Below are 15,219 nucleotides of genomic sequence, written 5' to 3' on the forward strand. Positions count from 1 at the left end.
CTTCTCTCAGGTCGACTCATGTCCGGCAACACCCTTGGCACGCTTTTCACCGTCACGAATTTTGGCGAATCGCATGGACCGGCGATCGGCTGCGTGATCGACGGCTGCCCGCCGGGCATGGCACTCACGGAAGCCGACATTCAGGTGGAACTCGACCGGCGCCGTCCGGGCACGTCGCGTCACGTGACGCAGCGGCAGGAAGCCGATCAGGTCGAGATTCTGTCGGGCGTGTTCGAAGGCGTCACCACCGGCACGCCCATCGCGCTTCTGATCCGCAACACGGATCAGCGCAGCAAGGACTACGGCAATATCGCCGAGACGTTCCGTCCGGGTCATGCCGACTACACCTACTGGCAAAAGTACGGCGTGCGCGACTATCGCGGCGGCGGGCGGTCATCCGCGCGCCTGACTGCGCCGACGGTCGCGGCGGGCGCGGTCGCGAAGAAGTGGCTGCGCGAGAAGTTCGGCATCGAAACGCGCGGATACATGAGCGCGCTCGGCGAGATTCCGATTCCGTTCGTCGACTGGAAACACGTGCGCGAGAATCCGTTTTTCGCGCCGAACGCGGATGTCGTGCCGCAGCTCGAAGCGTACATGGACGCTCTGCGCCGCGATGGCGATTCGGTCGGCGCGCGCATCGAAGTGGTGGCGAGCGGCGTGCCGGTCGGTCTTGGCGAACCACTGTATGACCGGCTGGACGCCGACATCGCCCACGCGATGATGGGCATCAACGCCGTGAAGGGCGTGGAGATCGGTGCGGGCTTCGCGAGCGTCGCGCAACGCGGCTCGCAGCACGGCGACGAGATGACGCCCGAAGGCTTCGCCACCAATCACGCGGGCGGCATTCTCGGCGGCATTTCGAGCGGGCAGGACATTACCGTGTCCATCGCTACCAAGCCGACGTCGAGCATTCGCACGCCGCGTCAGTCCGTCGACAAGTCGGGCGCGCCGGCTACCGTCGAGACGTTCGGGCGCCACGATCCTTGCGTCGGCATCCGCGCGACGCCCATCGCGGAGGCGCTGCTCGCGCTGGTGCTGATGGACCACGCGCTGCGGCACCGCGCGCAATGCGGCGATGTGACCGTCGCCACGCCGAAGATTCCCGCGCACGTACCGGGCAAGTAACGCCGCATAAAAAAAGAAACGCCGGTCCTGGGACCGGCGCTCTCGTCACATGTTCGGATAGTTCGGCCCGCCGCCGCCCTCCGGCGTCACCCAGACGATATTCTGCGTCGGGTCCTTGATATCGCACGTCTTGCAGTGCACGCAGTTCTGCGCGTTGATTTGCAGGCGATCGCTACCGTCTTCCGATTTCACGAATTCGTAGACCGCGGCGGGGCAGTAGCGGGCTTCGGGACCGGCATACGTCCGCAGATTCACGTTGACCGGCACGCTCGGATCTTTCAGCGTCAGATGCGCCGGCTGATTCTCTTCGTGATTCGTATTCGAGATGAACACGGACGAGAGGCGATCGAACGTGAGCTTGCCATCGGGCTTCGGATACACGATCGGCTTGCACTGCGACGCCGGCTTCAGCATCTCATGATCCCAATGCTGATGATGCAGCGTCCACGGCACGTTGCCGCCCATCACCTTCTGCTCCAGCCCGACCATGAACGAGCCGAGGTACAGGCCCTTGCTCATCCACTGCTTGAAGTTGCGCGCGCGGTAGAGCTCGGTCTTGAGCCAGGAGTTCTCGAATGCTTCCGGGTAAGCTGTCAGTTCGTCGGCCTGACGTCCGGCCTGCACGGCGTCGAACGCGGCTTCGGCGGCCATCTTGCCGGTCTTGATCGCCGCGTGGCTGCCCTTGATTCGGGATGCGTTCAGGAAACCGGCGTCGTCGCCAGCGAGCGCGCCGCCCGGGAACGTCAGCTTCGGCAGCGACATCAGACCGCCCGCCGTAATGGCCCGCGCGCCGTAGGACAGGCGCTTGCCGCCTTCCAGAAAGCCACGGATGGACGGATGCGTCTTGTAACGCTGGAATTCCTCGAACGGCGACAGGTACGGATTCGAATACCCGAGCCCGACCACGAAGCCGACCACGACCTGGTTATTGTCCATGTGATAGAGGAACGACCCGCCGTACGTATCCGGTTCCAGCGGCCAGCCGGCCGTGTGAATCACGAGCCCCGGCTTGTGCTTGACCGGATCGACCTCCCACAATTCCTTGATGCCGATGCCGTACACCTGCGGATCGGCATTCTGATTGAGCTTGAACTTGTCGATGAGCTGGCGCCCCAGATGCCCGCGCGCGCCCTCGCAGAAGAGCGTGTACTTCGCGTGCAGTTCCATGCCCAGCTGGAAGTTGTCGGTCGGTTGTCCGTCTTTGCCGACGCCCATGTTGCCGGTGACGACGCCGCGCACCGAGCCGTCGTCAGCATAGAGCACTTCCGCTGCCGGAAATCCGGGGAAAATCTCGACGCCGAGCGCTTCGGCCTGCTGCCCGAGCCAGCGCGTGACGTTGCCCAGGCTCACGACGTAGTTGCCGTGATTCTTGAAGTTGTCGGGAAGCAGCCAGTTCGGGACCTGCTTTGCGCCGGTAGGCGACAGGAAAAGGAACCGGTCTTCGGTCACTTCCACGTCGAGCGGCGCGCCCTGTTCCTTCCAGTCGGGGATGAGTTCCGTGAGGCCGCGCGGGTCCATCACCGCGCCCGAGAGGATGTGCGCGCCGACCTCCGAGCCTTTCTCCAGCACGCAGACGCCGATTTCGACGCCTTTTTCCGCCGCCAGTTGCTTCAGGCGAATCGCAGCCGACAAACCCGCTGGGCCGCCGCCGACGATCACCACGTCGTATTCCATCGATTCGCGGGGACCGTATTGCTCGATAAGGCTCGCCGGGGTCATCAATATTCCTCTCTACCGTTAGAATGGCCTTCCAGGATCGCGTATTGTCAGCGAACGTCAGGCGGGCTGCAACCGAAGGCGTCCTGATCTGCACGATCGTACTATTTTCCGTAATACCGTGATATCGGTGTCTACGCCAAGTGGCGCGACCGCGCGCCTCGCGCTGCCCGCGTCCCCCGCAAGGCTGCATCAACCGTACAAGAAGGAAGCACAATGGGCCGTTCGATCAACCTGGAAGGCAAGGTCGCGCTGATTACCGGCGCGTCCAGTGGGCTTGGGAAGCGTTTTGCGCAGGTGCTGTCGCAGGCGGGCGCGAAAGTGGTGCTCGCGAGCCGCCGCGTCGAGCGGCTGAAGGAACTGCGCGCCGAAATCGAGGCGTCCGGCGGCGCCGCGCACGTCGTGTCGCTCGACGTCACGGACTACCTGAGCGTCAAGGCCGCCGTCGCGCACGCCGAGACGGAAGCGGGTACCATCGACATTCTCGTCAATAACTCGGGCGTCTCCACCACGCAGAAGCTGACCGACGTGACCCCGGCGGACTTCGAGTTCGTCTTCGGCACGAACGTGCGCGGCGCGTTCTTCGTCGCGCAGGAAGTGGCCAAGCGCATGATCATGCGCGGCAACGGCGCGGCCAAGCCCGCTTATCGCATCATCAACATCGCCTCCGTGGCCGGGCTGCGCGTGTTTCCGCAAATCGGCCTGTATTCCATGAGCAAGGCCGCCGTCGTGCAGATGACCAAGGCCATGGCAATGGAATGGGGCCGCCACGGCATCAACGTGAACGCGATCTGCCCGGGCTATATCGACACCGAGATCAATCACCACCACTGGAAGACCGAGCAGGGCCAGAAGCTCGTGTCGATGCTGCCGCGCCGGCGCGTCGGCGCGCCCGAAGACCTGGACGGCCTTTTGCTGCTGCTTTCAGCCGACGAATCGCAATTCATGAATGGCTCGGTCATTTCGGCGGACGACGGTTTTTCACTATGAGCATCGCGCGGGCAAACGCCGCGCGGCGCGCTGTTATCAGACACTGGAAGGTTGAATGAGCAACACCAATACGCCCAAGAACGCGGACCCCGAATTTCACACGGTCTTCGAGATGTCCATGCCCATCCGCTGGGGCGACATGGACGCCTTCGGGCACGTCAACAACACGGTCTACTTCCGCTACATGGAGCAGGTCCGCATTTCGTGGTTCGAGCAGATCGGCGCGGCGGGCGGCAACGGCGAGGGCCAGGGGCCCGTCATCGTGAATGCGTCGATGGAGTTTCTGAAGCAGCTGCACTATCCGGGCGACGTCATCGCGCGCATGTCGGTCGGCAAGCCGGGACGCAGCAGTTTCGACACGCACTTCGAGCTGTATCGCGCCGATGCGCCGGGCACGCTGTACGCGTGCGGCGCGGCGAAGGTCGTGTGGGTGGATTACGCGGCGGGCAAGTCGGTGCCGATTCCCGATCTGCTGCGTCAGATGATCGAAACCGCCGCGCCCGTCGCGTCCTGATCGCGCGGCTCAATTGCCGAGCAGCCGCTGCAAAAGCTCGGTTGCATTGCCGGTGTCGTATTTGCGCATGAGCCGTGCACGGTAGATATCCACGGTGCGCGGGCTGATATCGAGCACGCGGCCAATTTGCTTGCTCGTCTTGCCCGTAACGAGCTGCGCGGCAATCTCGCGCTCGCGCGGCGTCAGTTCGATGGCGACGCGCCGCGTCGCGCTCAGGTCCTCGAACGTCCAGACGCCCGCCGCATGCGGCGCGGCGCGGTCGAGCGCGCGGCCGGTCACGTGGCACCAGAAGAGTTCGCCGTTCGCGCGTTTCATGATGCGGTCGTCGCTGTAGGTGCCGCGGCCGCTGATATGCGCCGCGATGCGCTCGCCAATGCGCGCGAATTCGTCCGGCGTCGGATAGAGCACCTCGAACGAGCAGCCGATGAGCGTCTCGCGCGTGGCGCCGAAAATCGCGCAGACTTCCTCGTTGCAGTCTTCGATGCTGCGTTCTCGCGACAACACGAGCCCGACGGGCGCGAGATGAAACGCGGTTTGATAGTCCAGTTCACGCATGTCGATTCCGGCGCCCCGCCGGCGTTGCAAGCAACGGCCGGGCGCGGGCAATGACTTATGTATTTTTGCGTATTGTGCAGGATGGATCGCGCAGCGTACCCTTTCGGCCAGATCAAAACGCCGCCGCGCGATATCGGGCGGCGCTAAAACCGGTTCTTTAGTCGGGTTCAACATGGAAGGGACAAACAGATGAACAAGGTCTATCCCAGCGCGAAAGCGGCGCTCGATGACATCGTCAAGGACGGGCAGACGTTCGCCGTCGGCGGATTCGGCTTGTGCGGCATTCCCGAGGCGCTGATTGCCGCGCTGCGCGATTCGGGCGTGAAGGGCATCACGTGCATCAGCAACAACGCGGGCGTCGATGGCTTCGGCCTCGGCCTCTTGCTGGAGACGCGCCAGATCAAGAAGATGATCTCCTCCTATGTGGGCGAGAACAAGGAATTCGAGCGGCAATATCTGGCCGGCGAACTAGAGCTGGAATTCACGCCGCAGGGCACGCTGGCTGAGAAGCTGCGCGCGGGCGGCGCGGGCATTCCGGCGTTCTTCACGAATACCGGCTACGGCACGATCATCGCGGAAGGCAAGGAAACGCGCCAGTTCGGCGAGAATCACTACGTGCTGGAGCATTCGCTGACGGCGGACGTCGGGCTCGTGAAGGCGTGGAAAGCCGACAAGTCCGGCAATCTGATCTATCGCCGCACGGCGCGCAACTTCAATCCGATGTGCGCGATGGCCGGCAAGATCACCGTCGCGGAAGTGGAAGAGATCGTGGAAGTCGGCGAACTCGATCCGGACGCGATCCACACGCCGGGCATTTTCGTCCAACGGCTCGTCCTGAATGCGCATCCGGAAAAGCGCATCGAACAACGCATCGTCCGCGCGAAAGGAGAATGACCATGGCTTGGACTCGTGACCAGATGGCCGCGCGTGCGGCGAAGGAATTGCAGGACGGCTTCTATGTGAACCTGGGCATCGGCTTGCCGACGCTCGTCGCGAACCATGTGCCGCCGGGCGTCGAAGTGTGGCTGCAATCGGAGAACGGGCTGCTCGGCATCGGGCCGTCGCCGACCGAGGAAGAAGTCGACGCCGATCTCATCAACGCGGGCAAGCAGACGGTGACGACGCTGCCGGGTTCGTCGATCTTTTCGTCGGCGGATTCGTTCGCGATGATTCGCGGCGGCCACATCAACCTCGCCATTCTCGGCGCGATGCAGATCAGCAAGAAGGGCGACCTCGCCAACTGGATGATCCCCGGCAAGATGATCAAGGGCATGGGCGGCGCCATGGACCTCGTCGCGGGCGTGAAGCGCGTCGTCGTGCTGATGGAACATGTGGCGAAGGGCGACCAGCACAAGATTCTCGAAGAATGCACGTTGCCGCTGACGGGCGTGGGCGTCGTGGATCGCATCATCACCGATCTCGGCGTGATCGACGTGACCGATAGCGGCCTCAAGCTCGTCGAACTAGCCGACGGCGTGACCGTCGAAGAGATTCAGCGCAAGACCGGCGCGCCGCTCGACGTGAGCAGCGTGAAGTAAGTTTGCAAGAGAACGCGGTTCGGAAGCGGGCGGGGCGGAAGGCTTCGCCCGCTTTGCTTTTGGGGCGCGCAAGGCATCGTCCGTTCGGCTAACGACGCTCGGCCGTGCGCCGGACGCTTTAGAATCGATCGGACAACTTCCACGAGGAATCTCCATGAGCGCATCCATCGTCGTCGAGGCTTCGCATTCCACGCTCACCGCGCCGCGCCAGCGTTTCGTGCAGTGCGCGAGTCCGGCGGGGCTGCATCGCATGGCTTATACCGAGTGGGGCGATCCCGCGAATCCGCGCGTGCTGCTCTGCGTGCATGGCCTGACGCGTTCGGGCCGCGACTTCGACAAGGTCGCGCAGGCGTTCGCGAGCGAGTATCGCGTGGTGTGCCCGGACGTGGTGGGCCGCGGCCTCTCGGACTGGCTTGCCGATTCGCGCTATTACGGTCTCGCGCAGTACGTCGCCGACATGGCCACGCTGATCGCGCGGCTCAATGTCGAAACGGTCGACTGGTTCGGCACGTCGATGGGCGGGCTGATCGGCATGGTGCTCGGCGGATTGAAGAACACGCCCATCCGCAAGCTGCTCCTGAACGATGTCGGGCCGCATATCGAGCCGGTCGCGCTCGAGCGTATCCGCAGCTATCTTGGCAAGCCCGCGCGTTTTGCGACGCTGGATGAAGGCATCCGGCACGCGGCGGCGCTCGCGGCGTCCTTCGGGCCGCTCACGGACGAGGAGTGGGCGAGCATCAACGCGCCGCTTCTGCACGAGCGCGACGGCGTGTGGACGTTCCGCTACGACCCGGGCATCGCCGCGCCGTTCTCCGAGGCCACGGACGAACAGAACGCGGCGGGCGAGGCGTTTCTGTGGCATTCGTTCGCGTCGATCGCGACGCCGGTGCTCGTCGTGCGCGGCGAAAGCTCGGACCTGCTGTCGCGCGAGACCGTGGCGCAGATGGTCGAGAAGGGGCAGGCGGTATCGAGCGTGGAAGTGCCGAACGCCGGCCATGCGCCCGCGTTTCTCGACAGCGAGCAGATCGCCGTCGCGCAGCGCTTCTTTCTCGAAAACGAGGGCCGCGGGGCATAATAACGGGCTGAGCGCGTGACGCTCTGTCTCGTTTTTGAACTCATCACAGGACTGGATAACCCATGGCAGTTACTCGTCATCACGTCGGCGCGCGCCTTTCCGAGATCGCGATTCACAACGGCACCGTGTATCTCGCAGGCCAGATCGCGGAGGACACCGATCAGGACATCACCGGCCAGACGCGCGAAGTGCTGGGCCACATCGACCGTCTGCTCGAAGAGGCGAACAGCGACAAGTCGCACCTGTTGTCCGTGCAGATCTTCATCTCGGACATGGTGCACTTCGCCGGCATGAACGCCGTGTGGGACGCGTGGGTCGCGCCGGGCCACACGCCGCCGCGCGCCACCGTCGAGGCGAAGCTCGCGAACCCGGCTTGCCTCGTCGAAGTCGTTGTGGTGGCTGCGCAGCGCAGCTGAACCGGTCAGCATTACGACCGTCGTGGCTTTACCGTATGACCGAGAGCACCGCCCCCGCTGACACGCTGCCCGAGCCGTCGTTCGACGACGCGCTCGCGTTCGTGCGCGAGCACGCGAAGGACGCGCGGCTCTCGACGGGCGAATTGCTCGCGGACCACGCCGCCGGCACCGCGCGCATCATGCAGACGCTCAACGTCGACCCGCATGCGGTCGCCGCCGCCGCGTTGTTCGCGCTCGCGCCGCATCTCGACAATCCGGAGACCTTGATCGCCGAACGCTTCGGGCCGGAAGTGCAGCGGCTCGTGAGCGATGTGCGTAAGCTCTTGCGCTTAGGCTCGGTCAGTTCCCGTGCGACGCTCGCCGCGTTGCCCGACAACACACGCGACGCGCAGGCGGCGCGGCGCGCGCAGGTCGAATCGCTGCGGAAGATGCTGCTCGCGTTCGCGCAGGATATTCGCGTGGTGCTGATCCGGCTCGCTTCGCGCCTGCAGACGCTGCGCTACCACGCCGCGAACAAGACAGAGCCGCCGCCCGAGGTGCCGCGCGAGACGCTCGACATCTACGCGCCGCTCGCCAACCGTCTCGGCATCTGGCAGCTCAAATGGGAACTCGAAGATCTGTCGTTTCGCTTCGAAGACCCGGTTACCTACAAGCGCATCGCCAAGCTGCTCGACGAAAAGCGCATCGAGCGCGAATCGTATGTGACCGAGGCCATCGCGCGGCTGCAAAAGGAACTGGATACCGCGCACATCAAGGCCGAAGTGAGCGGCCGGCCGAAGCATATCTATAGCATCTGGAAGAAGATGCGCGGCAAGCAGCTCGACTTCTCGGAACTGAACGACGTGCGCGCGTTCCGCGTGATCGTCGGCGATATCAAGGATTGCTACACGGTGCTCGGCATCGTGCATAACCTGTGGCAGCCGGTGCCGCGCGAATTCGACGATTACATCTCGCGGCCGAAGCCGAACGGCTACAAATCGCTGCATACGGTGGTCGTCGGCGACGACGGACGCGCATTCGAAGTGCAGATTCGTACGCACGAGATGCATCAGTTCGCGGAGTACGGCGTGGCCGCGCATTGGCGTTACAAGGAGGCCGGCGCGCGCGGCTACGCGGGCCAGGTCATGGCAAGCGAGAAGTACGACGAAAAGATCGCCTGGCTCCGTCAGCTTCTTGCGTGGAAAGACGACGTGGAGGGCGATCGTCCCGGCTGGCAGCATCTGCGCGACGCCACGCTCGACGACGACCACATCTACGTGCTGACGCCGCAGGCACGCGTGATCGCGCTGCCGCACGGTTCGACGGCCGTCGATTTCGCGTATCACCTGCATAGCGAGCTCGGGCATCGCTGCCGGGGCGCGCGTGTCGATGGCGCAATGGTGCCGCTCAACACGCCGCTTCAAAACGGGCAGACCGTCGAGATCATCGCGGTGAAGGAGGGCGGACCGTCGCGCGACTGGCTCAATCCGCAGCTCGGCTATCTGCATAGCCCGCGCGCGCGGCAGAAAGTGCGCGCGTGGTTCAACGCGATCGACGCGGCGGAGAACGTCGCGCAGGGTCGCGCGATCGTCGAAAAGACCTTGCAGCGCGAAGGTAAGACCTCGGTCAATCTGGATCAGCTCGCGGCCAAGCTGGGCTTCAAGGCGCCCGAGGAGCTATACGCGGTCGTCGCGAAAGACGAGTTCAGCCTTCGGAACATCGAGCAGGCGCTCTCGGACGCGCCGCCGCCCGAGCCGGAGCCGGAAGCGCCCGCGCAGTTCGAAAAGCGCAGCAGCGGGCAGAGCGTGGCGCACGGCGCGTCGACGGGCGTGCTGGTCGTCGGCGTCGACGCGTTGCTCACGCAGCTCGCGCGCTGCTGCCGTCCCGCGCCGCCCGATCCGATCGCCGGATTTGTCACGCGCGGCAAAGGCATGTCGATTCACCGCACCGACTGCGCGACGTTCCAGCGCATGGCGCATCGCTCGCCGGAGCGCGTGCTGCATACGACGTGGTCCGCAGAGGTGATGAACGGACGCGGATCGTCGGTTTATCCGGTGGATCTCGCGGTGGAGTCGGCGGACCGGCAGGGGCTGCTGCGCGATATCTCCGAAGTGTTCGCGCGGGAGAAGATCAACGTGATCGGCGTGAAAAGCCAGAGCCGGCGAAACATCGCTTTCATGCAGTTCACGGTCGAGGTGTCGAACGCGGCGCAGATCCAGCGCGCGTGCACGTTGCTCGGCGAAGTGCCGGGCGTCATCCGCGCGTCGCGGCGCGCCTAGCGCTTGATAGCGCGGAAAGTTGAACGGATCGGCGAATGTTTTCGCGATTCATGTGCAGAAACACTTGCCAAAATACGAAACGCTCCATATAATCTCACTTCTTTCAGGCTCGTAGCTCAGCTGGTTAGAGCACCACCTTGACATGGTGGGGGTCGTTGGTTCGAGTCCAATCGAGCCTACCAACGAAAACGAGACTTCGGCGAATCATCGGTTCACGGAGTTTCACTCCGCAAGAAGCGCGAAGGCGCAAAAGGCGAACAAAGAAATGGCACTTCGAACGTTGACCGAAACATATTCGGAGCGACGCTAGTCGAGGACCTCTTTCGCCTTCTGCCCTTTTTGTTTCGCGGTATGTGTGAAAAGTGAATGCGGCCCCTCGAAAGCGGGGCCGCATTTTTTTTGTCCCTCGGTTTCTGTTTCTCGACACCGCGGGCCAGTGCTTATTCGAACTCGCTCGGCGTGCGCCGGCGTCCTGGAGAACGAAATGGTTTCGGTACGTTTGCCTGATGGGTCGGTCCGCCAATACGACCACCCGGTGACCGTCGCGGAAGTCGCGGCATCGATCGGCGCGGGCCTCGCCAAGGCGGCGCTCGCCGGCAAGCTGAACGGCGAGCTCGTCGATACGTCGTTCGTGATCGACCACGATTCTTCGCTCGCCATCGTCACCGACAAAGACCCGGAAGGCGTGGATGTCGTTCGCCACTCCACGGCGCACTTGCTCGCCTACGCGGTCAAGGACCTTTTCCCTGAAGCGCAGGTGACCATCGGACCGGTCATCGACAACGGCTTTTACTACGACTTCTCGTACAGCCGCCCCTTCACGCCCGAAGATCTCGAGAAGATCGAGAAGCGCATGCAGGAAATCGCGAAGAAGGACGAGCCGGTGTCGCGCCGCGTCGTCTCGCGCGACGAGGCGGTCGAGTACTTCAAGAGCATCGGCGAGCAGTACAAGGCCGAAATCATCTCGTCGATTCCGGAGTCCGACGAGATTCGGCTCTATTCGCACGGCAACTTCATCGACCTGTGCCGTGGCCCGCACGTGCCGTCCACCGGCAAGCTGAAGGTCTTCAAGCTGATGAAGGTCGCGGGCGCTTACTGGCGCGGCGATTCGAAGAACGAGCAATTGCAGCGCATTTACGGTACCGCCTGGACCAAGAAGGAAGACCAGGACCAGTATCTCCACATGCTCGAGGAAGCGGAAAAGCGCGACCATCGCAAGCTCGGCAAGCAACTCGACCTGTTCCACTTGCAGGACGAGGCGCCGGGCATGGTGTTCTGGCATCCGAAGGGCTGGTCGCTGTGGCAACAGGTCGAGCAGTACATGCGCCGTCGCGTGAACGAAGCCGGCTATCTGGAAATCAAGACTCCGATGGTCATGGACCGTTCGCTGTGGGAAGCGTCGGGTCACTGGCAGAACTATCGTGAGAACATGTTCACGACCGAATCGGAAAAGCGCGACTACGCGATTAAGCCGATGAACTGCCCGGGCCACGTGCAGGTTTTCAACCACGGCCTGCGCTCGTACCGCGATCTGCCGCTGCGCTACGCGGAGTTCGGCTCGTGCCACCGCAACGAGCCGTCGGGCGCGCTGCACGGTCTCATGCGCGTGCGTGGCTTCGTTCAGGACGACGCGCACATCTTCTGCACCGAAGACCAGTTCATCGCCGAGTCGATCGCCTTCAACACGCTGGCCATGAGCGTGTACAAGGACTTCGGCTTCGAGCACATCGACATCAAGCTGTCGCTGCGCCCGGAGCAGCGCGCCGGCACCGACGAGATCTGGGACCGCGCGGAGCAGGGCCTGCGCGAAGCCCTGACCGCGTGCGGTCTCAAGTGGGAAGAACTGGCAGGCGAGGGCGCGTTCTACGGTCCGAAGATCGAGTATCACATCAAGGACGCGCTCGGCCGCTCCTGGCAGTGCGGCACGCTGCAGCTCGACATGGTGCTGCCGGAGCGTCTCGGCGCGGAGTACGTCGCTGAGGACAACAGCCGCCGCCGCCCGGTCATGCTTCACCGCGCGATCGTCGGTTCGATGGAGCGGTTCCTCGGCATCCTGATCGAGCACCATGCCGGTGCAATGCCGCCGTGGCTCGCGCCTGTGCAGGCAGTCGTGCTGAATATTGCCGAAAGTCAGACCGAATACGCGGCATCGCTAGTCCAATCGTTGCAAAAACAAGGGCTTAGAGTTGAGGCCGATTTGCGCAACGAGAAGATTAGCTATAAAATACGCGAGCACACGCTGCAAAAGGTCCCGTATTTGCTGGTTGTCGGTGACAAGGAGCGTGAGGCGCAAACCGTGGCCGTGCGTGCTCGTGGCGGTGTCGATCTCGGCGTCATGCCGGTCGACGCATTCCTCGAACGTCTGCAGCAGGAAGTGCGGGCGTTCAAGTAAGTCACTCGCAGCGCGGCTAGTTTTTTCATTTTTAGAGGAAACGTAACATCGCTACTGATAAGTCGTCACATCGCATCAACGGTGAAATTACTGCGCCGGAAGTGCGCTTGGTCGGAGTGGACAACGAGCCGCTCGGAATCGTGAAACTGGCCGAGGCGTTCCGTCAATCGGAACAGCTCGACGTGGATCTCGTCGAAATCGCGCCGCAGGCCTCGCCGCCTGTCTGCCGTTTGATGGATTACGGCAAGTTCAAGTACTCGGAAGCGAAGAAGCAGCACGAGGCAAAGCTGAAGCAGAAGATCGTGCAGGTGAAGGAAGTCAAATTCCGCCCCGGCACGGATGACGGTGACTACAACGTCAAGCTGCGCAACCTCACGCGCTTCCTCGAAGACGGCGACAAGACGAAAATCACGTTGCGTTTCCGTGGGCGCGAAATGGCGCACCAGGAAATCGGCATGCGCATGCTCGAACGCCTGAAGGCGGATCTGGACGAAGTTGGCCAGGTCGAGCAGATGCCGAAGATGGAAGGCCGCCAGATGATCATGGTGCTGGCGCCGAAAAAGAAGGCGAAGTAAGCACAGTAGTAAGCGATGGATCGCGCGCCGCCCGGTCTGCGGACAGGGCGGCCAGCGCGGCATCGCCAGCGGTTTTCAGAAGCGTGCCGGTTCAGCGGCGCGGTTCATGAAAAGCGGCGGTCTGCAAACGAGATCGTCCGCATACAAGTGGAGCGTGGGTTTCGAAGGGCGGGAAGGGATCTTGGCCGGTACGCGAAGATCAGCCGCACACCCATGACCATCTAATAAACTGGAGTAGTTTCATGCCGAAGATGAAGACCAAGAAGAGTGCTGCAAAGCGCTTCGTGGTGCGTCCGGGCGGTACCGTCAAGCGCGGTCAGGCCTTCAAGCGCCACATTCTTACCAAGAAAACCACCAAGAACAAACGCCATCTGCGTGGCGCCACGGCCGTTCATGATTCCGATCTGAACTCCGTCCGCGCAATGCTGCCGTTCGCCTAACCTCATCTAACTTAAGGAGAGCAACATGCCTCGAGTAAAACGTGGGGTTACCGCACGGGCCCGTCACAAGAAGATCATTCGTCTGGCCAAGGGTTACCGCGGCCGTCGCAATAACGTCTATCGCATCGCCAAGCAGGCGGTCATGCGCGCTGGGCAGTACGCCTACCGCGATCGCCGCAACAAGAAGCGTGTGTTCCGCGCACTGTGGATCACGCGTATCAACGCGGCGGTGCGTCAGCACGACATGACCTACAGCGTGTTCATCAACGGCCTGAAGAAGGCTTCGATCGAACTCGACCGCAAGGTGCTGGCTGACATGGCTGTGTTCGACAAGGCTGCTTTTGCTGCGATCGTCAAGCAGGTGAAAGCCGCCGTCGCAGCCTAATTGCGAAATTAGTACTGCGTGGTTTGCCTGAGCGCCGCCGTGTCGTAGACGGTTGCGCAAAGGCAGAAAACGGGGCTCTCACCGAGCCCCGTTTTTGTTGGCCGGACGGTTTTGCGCATGACTTGGATTGTCCACAGGTCACGCGCAAAACCGCAAATCAGACTAGAACTTTCGACGTTGAAAAGATGGGATCAATGGATCTGGACCAGATTGTCGCCGACGCGAAAAGCGCCTTTGAACACGCCACCGATGCCACGACGCTCGAAAACGAGAAGGCCCGCTTTCTCGGCAAGTCCGGCGCGCTGACCGAACTGCTGAAGGGCTTGGGCAAGCTCGATCCCGAAGCGAAGAAAACCGAAGGCGCGCGCATCAATCAGGCGAAGCAGCAGGTCGAGGCCGCGCTCAACGCGCGCCGTCAGGCGCTGGCCGATGCGCTCTTGAACCAGCGGCTCGCCGCCGAAGCCATCGATGTCACGCTTCCCGGGCGCGGCGCGGGCGTGGGCACGCTGCATCCGGTCATGCGCACGTGGGAACGCGTCGAGCAGATTTTCGGCTCAATCGGTTTCGACGTGGCCGATGGTCCCGAGATCGAGACCGACTGGTACAACTTCACGGCGCTGAATAGCCCGGAGAATCATCCGGCGCGTTCGATGCAGGACACGTTCTATGTCGATGGCAAGGACGCCGAAGAACGCCCGCTCTTGCTACGCACGCACACGAGCCCGATGCAGGTGCGCTACGCGCGCATGAACAAGCCGCCGATCAAGGTGATCGTGCCGGGCCGCACGTATCGCGTGGACAGCGACGCCACGCACTCGCCGATGTTCAATCAGGTCGAAGGCTTGTGGATCGAGGAGAACATCAGCTTTGCGGACCTGAAGGGCGTCTACACCGATTTCCTCAAGAAATTCTTCGAGCGCGACGACATTCTCGTGCGCTTCCGCCCGTCGTATTTTCCGTTCACGGAGCCGTCGGCCGAGATCGACATGATGTTCGAGCACGGCAAGAACGCGGGCAAATGGCTGGAAATCTCCGGCTCGGGGCAGGTGCATCCGACCGTCATCCGCAACATGGGCCTGGACCCGGAGCGGTACATCGGCTTCGCGTTCGGCAGCGGGCTCGAGCGCCTGACCATGCTGCGTTACGGCGTGCAGGACTTGCGCCTCTTCTTCGAAAACGATCTGCGTTTCCTGCGCCAGTTCGCCTGAAGCCGCACAGCCCGCGACGCCCGGTCTTCACG

General features: G+C 62.9%; 15 protein-coding genes and 1 tRNA gene. 14 read left to right on the forward strand and 2 right to left on the reverse strand.

The window, feature by feature from the left end:
• Positions 1-18 precede the first annotated feature (18 nt).
• Complete coding sequence (aroC, locus tag LDZ26_RS05025; RefSeq protein WP_244848438.1) at positions 19-1,125, forward strand: chorismate synthase; 1,107 nt, start codon at positions 19-21, stop codon at positions 1,123-1,125.
• Between the two features lie 45 nt (positions 1,126-1,170).
• Here aroC and LDZ26_RS05030 read toward each other — a convergent pair whose 3' ends face one another.
• Positions 1,171-2,844, reverse strand: a complete 1,674-nt coding sequence (locus LDZ26_RS05030) for an electron transfer flavoprotein-ubiquinone oxidoreductase (protein ID WP_244848439.1) — start codon at positions 2,842-2,844, stop codon at positions 1,171-1,173.
• A 213-nt stretch (positions 2,845-3,057) separates the two neighbouring features.
• Between LDZ26_RS05030 and LDZ26_RS05035 the strand changes: the two genes are divergently transcribed.
• Positions 3,058-3,831, forward strand: coding sequence for an SDR family oxidoreductase (locus LDZ26_RS05035; RefSeq protein ID WP_244848441.1), 774 nt, complete (start codon positions 3,058-3,060; stop codon positions 3,829-3,831).
• A gap of 55 nt (positions 3,832-3,886) precedes the next feature.
• On the forward strand, positions 3,887-4,345 hold the full coding sequence (locus LDZ26_RS05040) for a thioesterase family protein (protein ID WP_244848443.1): 459 nt from the start codon (positions 3,887-3,889) through the stop codon (positions 4,343-4,345).
• 9 nt (positions 4,346-4,354) lie between these two features.
• Here the strand turns inward: LDZ26_RS05040 and LDZ26_RS05045 are convergent, their stop codons facing one another.
• A complete protein-coding gene (locus tag LDZ26_RS05045) occupies positions 4,355-4,900 on the reverse strand; it encodes a LuxR C-terminal-related transcriptional regulator (protein ID WP_244848445.1) in 546 nt (181 codons plus the stop codon).
• Between the two features lie 189 nt (positions 4,901-5,089).
• Between LDZ26_RS05045 and LDZ26_RS05050 the strand changes: the two genes are divergently transcribed.
• The 11 genes from LDZ26_RS05050 (at position 5,090) to pheS (ending at position 15,187) form a co-directional block, all read left to right on the forward strand.
• Positions 5,090-5,794 (forward strand): CoA transferase subunit A, encoded by a 705-nt coding sequence (locus LDZ26_RS05050; protein WP_206467987.1) that lies wholly within the window; start codon positions 5,090-5,092, stop codon positions 5,792-5,794.
• Positions 5,795-5,796: 2 nt separating this feature from the next.
• Positions 5,797-6,438, forward strand: a complete 642-nt coding sequence (locus tag LDZ26_RS05055; protein WP_244848447.1) for a CoA transferase subunit B — start codon at positions 5,797-5,799, stop codon at positions 6,436-6,438.
• 154 nt (positions 6,439-6,592) lie between these two features.
• A complete protein-coding gene (locus LDZ26_RS05060; RefSeq protein ID WP_244848449.1) occupies positions 6,593-7,513 on the forward strand; it encodes an alpha/beta fold hydrolase in 921 nt (306 codons plus the stop codon).
• Between the two features lie 62 nt (positions 7,514-7,575).
• Positions 7,576-7,929 carry a RidA family protein gene (locus LDZ26_RS05065; protein ID WP_175940075.1) on the forward strand — a complete coding sequence of 118 codons (354 nt, stop codon included), beginning with the start codon at positions 7,576-7,578 and terminating at the stop codon, positions 7,927-7,929.
• A 35-nt stretch (positions 7,930-7,964) separates the two neighbouring features.
• On the forward strand, positions 7,965-10,187 hold the full coding sequence (locus LDZ26_RS05070; RefSeq protein ID WP_244848451.1) for a bifunctional (p)ppGpp synthetase/guanosine-3',5'-bis(diphosphate) 3'-pyrophosphohydrolase: 2,223 nt from the start codon (positions 7,965-7,967) through the stop codon (positions 10,185-10,187).
• Positions 10,188-10,292: 105 nt separating this feature from the next.
• Positions 10,293-10,369: transfer RNA gene (locus LDZ26_RS05075), tRNA-Val, on the forward strand.
• 302 nt (positions 10,370-10,671) lie between these two features.
• Positions 10,672-12,579, forward strand: coding sequence for a threonine--tRNA ligase (thrS, locus tag LDZ26_RS05080; protein WP_206467992.1), 1,908 nt, complete (start codon positions 10,672-10,674; stop codon positions 12,577-12,579).
• A 47-nt stretch (positions 12,580-12,626) separates the two neighbouring features.
• Entirely contained in the window at positions 12,627-13,154 is a 528-nt protein-coding gene (infC, locus tag LDZ26_RS05085) for a translation initiation factor IF-3 (RefSeq protein WP_175940639.1), read from the forward strand.
• Between the two features lie 242 nt (positions 13,155-13,396).
• On the forward strand, positions 13,397-13,594 hold the full coding sequence (rpmI, locus tag LDZ26_RS05090; protein ID WP_004191477.1) for a 50S ribosomal protein L35: 198 nt from the start codon (positions 13,397-13,399) through the stop codon (positions 13,592-13,594).
• Positions 13,595-13,619: 25 nt separating this feature from the next.
• Positions 13,620-13,979 carry a 50S ribosomal protein L20 gene (gene rplT / locus LDZ26_RS05095; RefSeq protein ID WP_008350196.1) on the forward strand — a complete coding sequence of 120 codons (360 nt, stop codon included), beginning with the start codon at positions 13,620-13,622 and terminating at the stop codon, positions 13,977-13,979.
• 194 nt (positions 13,980-14,173) lie between these two features.
• Positions 14,174-15,187, forward strand: a complete 1,014-nt coding sequence (gene pheS, locus LDZ26_RS05100) for a phenylalanine--tRNA ligase subunit alpha (protein WP_244848452.1) — start codon at positions 14,174-14,176, stop codon at positions 15,185-15,187.
• The last annotated feature ends 32 nt before the right edge of the window (positions 15,188-15,219 follow it).

It is taken from the genome of Caballeronia sp. SL2Y3 (genome assembly GCF_022879575.1).
GTDB lineage: Bacteria > Pseudomonadota > Gammaproteobacteria > Burkholderiales > Burkholderiaceae > Caballeronia.

What these genes read in the sequence shown, in the direction of transcription:
- LDZ26_RS05035 (WP_244848441.1), top strand. Translation starts at nt 3,058, where the DNA reads ATGGGCCGTTCGATCAACCTGGAAGGCAAGGTCGCGCTGATTACCGGC.
- LDZ26_RS05030 (WP_244848439.1), bottom strand. Translation starts at nt 2,844, where the DNA reads ATGACCCCGGCGAGCCTTATCGAGCAATACGGTCCCCGCGAATCGATG.
- LDZ26_RS05065 (WP_175940075.1), top strand. Translation starts at nt 7,576, where the DNA reads ATGGCAGTTACTCGTCATCACGTCGGCGCGCGCCTTTCCGAGATCGCG.
- LDZ26_RS05070 (WP_244848451.1), top strand. Translation starts at nt 7,965, where the DNA reads ATGACCGAGAGCACCGCCCCCGCTGACACGCTGCCCGAGCCGTCGTTC.
- LDZ26_RS05050 (WP_206467987.1), top strand. Translation starts at nt 5,090, where the DNA reads ATGAACAAGGTCTATCCCAGCGCGAAAGCGGCGCTCGATGACATCGTC.
- LDZ26_RS05060 (WP_244848449.1), top strand. Translation starts at nt 6,593, where the DNA reads ATGAGCGCATCCATCGTCGTCGAGGCTTCGCATTCCACGCTCACCGCG.
- rplT (WP_008350196.1), top strand. Translation starts at nt 13,620, where the DNA reads ATGCCTCGAGTAAAACGTGGGGTTACCGCACGGGCCCGTCACAAGAAG.
- LDZ26_RS05055 (WP_244848447.1), top strand. Translation starts at nt 5,797, where the DNA reads ATGGCTTGGACTCGTGACCAGATGGCCGCGCGTGCGGCGAAGGAATTG.
- rpmI (WP_004191477.1), top strand. Translation starts at nt 13,397, where the DNA reads ATGCCGAAGATGAAGACCAAGAAGAGTGCTGCAAAGCGCTTCGTGGTG.
- LDZ26_RS05045 (WP_244848445.1), bottom strand. Translation starts at nt 4,900, where the DNA reads ATGCGTGAACTGGACTATCAAACCGCGTTTCATCTCGCGCCCGTCGGG.
- pheS (WP_244848452.1), top strand. Translation starts at nt 14,174, where the DNA reads ATGGATCTGGACCAGATTGTCGCCGACGCGAAAAGCGCCTTTGAACAC.
- thrS (WP_206467992.1), top strand. Translation starts at nt 10,672, where the DNA reads ATGGTTTCGGTACGTTTGCCTGATGGGTCGGTCCGCCAATACGACCAC.
- LDZ26_RS05040 (WP_244848443.1), top strand. Translation starts at nt 3,887, where the DNA reads ATGAGCAACACCAATACGCCCAAGAACGCGGACCCCGAATTTCACACG.
- aroC (WP_244848438.1), top strand. Translation starts at nt 19, where the DNA reads ATGTCCGGCAACACCCTTGGCACGCTTTTCACCGTCACGAATTTTGGC.